The sequence below is a fragment of the Synechococcus sp. CCY9201 genome (assembly GCF_034931105.1).
Lineage (GTDB): Bacteria > Cyanobacteriota > Cyanobacteriia > PCC-6307 > Cyanobiaceae > CBW1002.
This window is the reverse complement of sequence record NZ_JAYGIC010000136.1, coordinates 1-6694: the sequence shown is the minus strand read 5'-3', so window position 1 is coordinate 6694 and position 6694 is coordinate 1. Positions and strand designations below refer to the sequence as shown.

At 69.7% G+C, this 6694-nt stretch carries 6 protein-coding genes; 4 read left to right on the top strand and 2 right to left on the bottom strand.

The window, feature by feature from the left end:
• Positions 1–197, top strand: a 197-nt coding sequence (locus VB716_RS13250; protein ID WP_323270738.1) for a hypothetical protein, incomplete at its 5' end; no start/stop codon positions are given.
• Positions 198–224: 27 nt separating this feature from the next.
• Here VB716_RS13250 and gap read toward each other — a convergent pair.
• Positions 225–1223 (bottom strand): type I glyceraldehyde-3-phosphate dehydrogenase, encoded by a 999-nt coding sequence (gap, locus tag VB716_RS13245; RefSeq protein ID WP_197158300.1) that lies wholly within the window; start codon positions 1221–1223, stop codon positions 225–227.
• Positions 1224–1316: 93 nt separating this feature from the next.
• On the opposite strand from gap, the gene VB716_RS13240 reads away from it, so the two are divergent.
• The 3 genes from VB716_RS13240 (at position 1317) to VB716_RS13230 (ending at position 5901) form a co-directional block, all read left to right on the top strand.
• On the top strand, positions 1317–2054 hold the full coding sequence (locus VB716_RS13240; RefSeq protein WP_323270736.1) for a phosphoribosyltransferase: 738 nt from the start codon (positions 1317–1319) through the stop codon (positions 2052–2054).
• Between the two features lie 65 nt (positions 2055–2119).
• The gene (locus tag VB716_RS13235) at positions 2120–3721 is read left to right on the top strand and encodes a diguanylate cyclase (RefSeq protein ID WP_323270735.1); all 1602 of its coding nucleotides are present in this window, start codon (positions 2120–2122) and stop codon (positions 3719–3721) included.
• Positions 3718–5901 carry an ATP-binding protein gene (locus VB716_RS13230; protein WP_323270734.1) on the top strand — a complete coding sequence of 728 codons (2184 nt, stop codon included), beginning with the start codon at positions 3718–3720 and terminating at the stop codon, positions 5899–5901. Before VB716_RS13235 ends, VB716_RS13230 begins: the two co-directional genes overlap by 4 nt.
• A gap of 42 nt (positions 5902–5943) precedes the next feature.
• Here the strand turns inward: VB716_RS13230 and VB716_RS13225 are convergent.
• On the bottom strand, positions 5944–6694 hold a 751-nt coding region (locus VB716_RS13225; protein ID WP_323270733.1), incomplete at its 5' end, for a response regulator.

Below are 6694 nucleotides of genomic sequence, written 5' to 3'. Positions count from 1 at the left end.
AGGGCTGCCTGCCGGACGACCGGCGCTGCCGCGACCATCCCGAGGCCTGGGGTTGTTCCAGCACGGGGCAGGGCTTCTGCCGCTTTCTCTGGGTGAATGCCGCCGGGCACTACCTGGCCGTGATCACCGCCGGCGGGGATGCCAGCAGCGGTGATCCAGGCCTGGTGCAGCAGTGGTTCCTCACCGACCCGCCCTGACCTCACACCGTCAGGAGCCTGGCCCGCTCACACCGTGGCCATGTGGCGCATCAGGTCGAGGCACTTGCAGGAATAGCCCCACTCGTTGTCGTACCAGCTCACCAGCTTCACGAAGGTATCGGTGAGGGGGATGCCGGCCTTGGCATCGAAGATCGACGTGCACGACTGCCCCAGGAAATCCGTGGACACCACCTCATCCTCCGTGTAGCCGAGGATGCCGGCCAGCTCCCCTTCCGAGGCGGCCTTCACGGCCGCTTTGATGCTGTCGTAGCTGGCGGGCCGCTCCAGGTTCACGGTGAGGTCCACCACCGACACGTTCGGGGTGGGCACCCGGAAGGCCATGCCGGTGAGCTTGCCGTTCAAGGCCGGGATCACCCGGCCCACCGCCTTGGCGGCACCGGTGGAGGAGGGAATGATGTTCTGGCCGGCGCCGCGGCCGCCCCGCCAGTCCTTCACCGAGGGGCCGTCCACCGTTTTCTGGGTGGCGGTGGTGGCGTGCACCGTGGTCATCAACCCGGCGGCGATGCCGAAGTTGTCGTGGATCACCTTGGCCAGGGGCGCCAGGCAGTTGGTGGTGCAGGAGGCGTTCGACACGATCTCCTGGCCCGCGTAGGTGGTGTGGTTCACCCCCATCACGAACATCGGCGTGTCGTCTTTCGACGGGGCAGACAGCACCACCCGCCTGGCGCCGGCGCGCAGGTGGGCGCGGGCGGCCTCATCGGTGAGGAAGAAGCCGGTGGATTCGAGCACGTAGTCGGCACCCACCTCGCTCCAGCGCAGGTTGGCGGGATCGCGCTCGGCGGTGATGCGGATCGCCTTGCCATCCACCACCAGCTGGCCGTTCTGTACCTCCACCGATCCGCCGAAGCGGCCGTGGGTGGAGTCGTAACGAAGCATGTAGGCGATGTAGTTCACATCGATCAGGTCGTTGATCGCCACCACCTCCACGTCATCGAGCTGGCAGGCGCGGCGAAATACCAGACGCCCGATCCTGCCGAAGCCGTTGATGCCGATCCTGATGGCCATGAGCGTTCGTCCCTTCCCTGGGATGCATGCCGTTTCACCCTATGCAGCGGCAGGGAGGTTGTCTTGCTCCTCCGTTGCCTGCTTGGATCGACCGTGTCTTTCGATCCACCGCTCTGGTTCGATCGCCGCCAGGCGGGGCTGGCGTTGGCGGAGCGTTTTGGCCTGGCATCGCCCTGCCAGCCAGCCAGCCTGCTGCTGGCATTGCCTCGCGGCGGTGTCCCCGTGGCGGCGGCGATGGCGGACCGGCTCCAGTTGCCTCTCAGCACCTGGTCGGTGCGCAAGGTGGCGGATCCGGCCGATCCGGAGGTGGCGATCGGCGCCGTCGCGGCCGGCCCTGTGGCTGCGTCTGTGAAGGTGGGCCGTGGGATGACAGGCGGTGGGATGGCAGCCGCTGGGGTGGTGGTGTGGCGCGATGGCGTCGAGGCCAGCGGCCAGGCTGCCGCCGCCCGCCAGCTGGGTTGGCTGCAGGAGCAGGAGCGGGAGCTGGCCCGGCGCCAGCGGCTGTTCGGCGATCCGGAGCCCGGAGCGTTGCGGGGCCGCCACCTGATCGTGGTGGACGACGGCATCGCCACCGGCATGACCGTGCAGGCGGCCCTGCGTTCGTTGCGCCAGCTGCAGCCGGCCTCCCTCACCTTGGCGGTTCCAGTGGTGGACCGGGCCGTGGCGATCGATCTGAAGCGTCAGCTCGATCGTTTTGAAGCCCTGGCGGTGGTGGACGACCTGCTGGCGGTGGGTCTGTGGTTCGAGCGGTTCGAGCAGCTCACGGACCCGCAGGTGCTGGAGCTGCTGCAACCGTTCCAGCGGCTCCCTGGCCTGGAGGGTGAGCATTGACCAAGCTGGAGAGTGAGGCTGAGGAGAAGGGGGTGCGAATGACAGGGAGCCGTCGCGGTGTCCCCTTGGCTCAGTTGTTCAGCACACCGGTCACCCTCTGGGTGCTGCTGCTGGGGATCGGCCTGCTGGACCTGGCCACGCCGCCCCACATCCCGCTGGCCAGTTTTTACCTGGTGCCGGTCCTGCTGGCCGCTGGGCTGCTTTCTCTCCGGCACACCCTGGCCATGGCAGGAGTGGCCCTGCTGATGGCTCTGGCCGTTGGTGCCCTCCAGGGCCTCCACACCACTCCCATGTACTGGGTGCGGATACTGGCCATGGCCATGGTCGTGATGCTGGCCCTGGCGCTGACCCGCGAACGGCTGCAGCTGGAACGTTCCTATCGCCTGATGGCCGAGTACGCCTCCGATGTGGTGTTCTCGGCCTCGCCGCAGGGGGTGACCGAGTGGGTGTCGAGTTCCGTGCATGCCCTCACCGGCTGGCGGCCCCGGGATCTGATCGGCAGGCCCTTCGGGCAGTTCGTTCACCCCGATGACATCGACAGGCTGCGCGAAGCCGATGCCTTCTTTCGGCGCGGCGAAGCCCACCACTTCGACCTGCGTGTCCGCTGCCGCCAGGGCGATTACCGCAGTGTGGCTGTGACAGGTCGGGGCTTGCGTTCCGGGTCTGGTCGGGTGACGAGCATCGTGGGCAGCTGGCGCGACAACCTCCCGGAGCAGTTGGCGCGCCAGGCCCTGGCCAGCTCTGAGAAGGCCCTTCGCAGCATCATCTCTGCAGCTCCGATCGGTATGTGCCTCTGCGCGCCGGGCGTGGGCAGGTTCCTGCAGGTGAATCCCGCGTTGTGTCGCTTCTTCGGACGCACGGAGAGGGAGCTCCTCGGGCTCACATGGCAGTCCCTCACCCACCCCGAGGATCTCGCCAAGGATCAGGCCCTGGCGGCGGCGCTGCTGGATGGAACCCGCAGCTCCTACCGGCTGCGGAAGCGCTTCCTCCATCACGACGGCAGCGTGCTCTGGGGTGATCTCTCGGTCTCCTGCCGCCGAAACAACGACGGCACCGTGATGGAGGTGATCGGCCAGATCCTCGATGTGACCGAACAGGTGGAAGCCGAGGCCAGCCTCCTGCAGGAGTCCCGGCACGATCTGCTCACCGGATTGCTCAACCGCCGCGGCCTGGAGGAGCGGTTGTCAGCCATGGACGGCCGGCGCCGCTCCGATCTGCCGCTGGCCGCGCTGTTCTGCGACATCGACCACTTCAAGGCGATCAACGACGGGCAGGGCCATGCCGCCGGTGACGCGGTGCTGCGGGTGGTGGCCCATCGCCTGCGCAGCTCCATCCGCCACTCCGATCTGGCTGCGCGCTTCGGTGGGGATGAGCTGGTGGTGCTGCTGGAGGGTGTGGGGACGGAGACGGGGGAGGCACCCGAGTCGGGGGTGCTCGCCCTGGCCGAAAAGATTCGCCGGCACGTGGCCGAGCCGATTCCGTTCGAGCAGGGCGACCTCTGCATTTCCCTGAGCATCGGCGTGGCGCTGATCCAGCCGGAGGAATCGCTCCAGGAGTTTCTGGCGCGGGCCGATGCCGCGCTCTACAGCGCCAAGCAGGCCGGGCGGAACCGGGTGGTGTGCTCCTCCGCTGCTGGCCCCTCTCTCGCGTCTGGCACCTCCCCATGAGCGCCTCCAGGGCCCGCTTCCTCGGGGGGATCAGTCCCATGGCCGCCACCGGTCTGTTCGCCTTTCTCGCCTATGTGGCTACCGGGCTGCTCGGTCAGAACCTGGTGTTTCAGGGCACCACGATCTCGCCCCTCTGGCTGGCGGCGGGGGTCGCCCTCGGTCTGGGGCTGCGCTGCGGCACCAGGCGCGGCGCCGTGGCTGTGGGGGTGTTCTTCGGCCAGTTCCTGGTGTTCGCCGAGGGCCCCCAGCTCAAGGCCTGGCTGCTGGGGGGCCAGGTGCTCGGCAGTGAGGTGCCGCTGGCGCTGGCCCTGCTGCCGGCCGCCGGCTCCCTGGTGGGTCTGCTGCTTGCGCTGGCCTATCTGCACCGTTGGGGGATCGGCAGCCGCATCGATCGTCCCCTCGACTATCTGAACCTGGCGGCGGCGGCGGCGATCCAGGCTGCGGTGGCGGCCCTGGCGGGGGCCACGGCCCTGGCCCTGGCAGGGGCAATCCCCTGGGAGATCTGGCCGGATGTGGCCACCACCTGGGCCCGGGGCGACTGGCTCGGCGGGATTCTGGTCGCACCGTTGTTCCTGGCCCGCCCCGATCCGCGCCTGCGGGGCGCCCGCTTCAAGGCCGGCTCCTGGGAAAAGGCGATGGTGCTGCTGAGCACCGTGGTGGTGGCCCTGGTCATCTTCGGCGGGGTGTCGCAGTCGGCGGCGCGGCAGCTGAGTGGCACCTACTTCTGCTTTCTTCCCCTGCTCTGGGGGGCCCTGCGCTGCTCCTCCCGGGTGGTCGCGCTGCAGGTGGTGCTGTTGGCCCTGGGGGCCACCCTGCCCACCCTGGGCGGCCTCGGCCCCTTCGCCGGTTTCGCCACCCTCAATGATCGGATGCTTTCGCTGCAGGCCTTCCTGGGGGTGGAATCGCTTACGGCGATGCTGCTCGGGGCGATCGAGCAGCAGAAACTGCGGGTGGAGGTGGAGCGCGACCGGCAGGCCGGCCAACTGCTTGAGGCGAAGGAACGGGCCGAGGCGGGCTCCCGTGCCAAGACCGAGTTTCTGGCCAACATGAGCCACGAGATCCGCACCCCGCTCAACGGCGTGCTCGGCGCTGCCCAGCTGCTCGCCTCCTCGCCGCTCTCGGCCGATCAGCGGGAGCTGCTTGCGGCGATCCAGGCCAGTGGCGATGGGCTGCTGGTGCTGCTCAACGATCTGCTCGATTTCTCCCGCATCGAGGCGGGTCAGCTGGCGCTGCAGGCGGCTCCCTTCGAGCCGCGGCGCCTGGCCGCCCAGGTGGTGGATCTGTATCGGCCCAGCCTGGCGGCGGGGGTGGAGCTGCGGCTGGAGAACGGCCCCGAACTGCCGGCCTGGCTGCTGGGTGATGCGTCCCGCCTGCGGCAGGTGCTCTCCAACCTGATCGGCAACGCCGTCAAGTTCACCCCTGCCCCTGGGGAGATCCGGGTGCGGCAGCAGGGCGAAGCGGGGGCCTACCGGCTTGAGGTGATCGATACCGGCATCGGCATCCCGGCCGAGCACCAGGCGCGCCTGTTCCAGCCGTTTCAGCAGGGTGATGCGTCCACCGGGCGCCGCTTTGGCGGCACGGGCCTGGGGCTGGTGATCAGCCGGCGTCTGGTGGAGCTGCTGGGCGGCACGATCACGCTCGAGAGCGCCGAGGAGCAGGGCACCACCCTGCGGGTACTCCTGCCCCTGCCCGTCGCCGAACCGCCGGCTGAGCGGTCGGTGGCCGGGGTGTCAACGTCTGCGGCGCCGGCGAACGCGGTTTCGCGCCCCGTTCGGGTGCTGATGGCGGAAGACAACCAGCTCAATCAGCGCATCCTCGAGCGCATGCTGGCCTCTGCCGCCACCCCTGGATTGGCCCCATTCCCGGCGGTGCTGGGCAAGGCGACCAACGGGCGCGAGGCCGTTGCGCTCTGGGAGGAAGGGGCCTGGGATCTGATCCTGATGGACTGCCAGATGCCCGAGTTGGACGGTTTCGCCGCCACCCGGGAGATCCGCCGCCGTGAGCTGGCCGGCGGGCTGGTGCCGGTGCCGATCATTGCCGTGACCGCCAATGCCGCTGCCTCCGACCGCCGCGAGTGCCTCGCCGCCGGCATGAACGATGTCCTCACCAAGCCCGTGCGGCTGGAGGCCTTGCTGGAGATGGTGCGGCGCTGGGCGCCCACCCCGGAACCGCTGCCTTAGCGCTGTCTGCGCCGGCCGCGGTGGTGGCCCCCCAGCTGAGCATCAGGGGAGCGGGCCTTCGCGGCCGCAGAGCCGGCGGATCAGGGCGATGGCCTCGGCCACGTCGAACGGCTTGGTCAGAAAGGCGTCCATCCCCGCCTCCAGGGCGGCTTGCCGCTGCCCGGTGGTGGCCCCGGCGCTGAGGGCCACCACCGGCAGGTGGGCCAGGCTCTGCTGGGCCCGGATCTGCCGGGTGGCCGCGCAGCCATCCAGGCCGGGCATCTGCAGATCCATCAGCACCAGATCGGCGCTGCCGGGATGGGCCGCCAGCCAGTCGAGGGCCTGCTGGCCCCCTTCCGCCTGGCTCATGCTCGCCCCCTCGTTGCCGAAGATCCGCAGGGCCAGGTGGCGGTTGAGCCGGTTGTCATCCACCACCAGCAGATGCAGGCCCTCCAGGGGCTTCGGGGCAGCTGCGGTCTCGTCTGCCGTTGCGCCGGCTCCGCCAGGGTTGGCCGGAGATTCCGTCGTCGTGCCCTCCTCGGCCCCGAGGGTGACCTCGAAACCGGCCAGGGCGGCCGCCAGTGCCGTGGCGGTGATCGGCTGGTCGAGCACGCCATCCACGCCGGCGGGCAGGCCGGAGGCCTCCAGAACCTGGCTATGGCCAGCCCGCACGATCAGCAGGATCCGCGGCGGCGGCTCTCCGCAGGCCCCGCGAATCTCCTCGGCCCCTGCCGCCCGATCCAGCAGCACCAGCTGCGGTGGCGGCTGCTGCGGGTCATCGCGGTGGAGCAGGGCCAGGGCCGCGGGGCCGTCG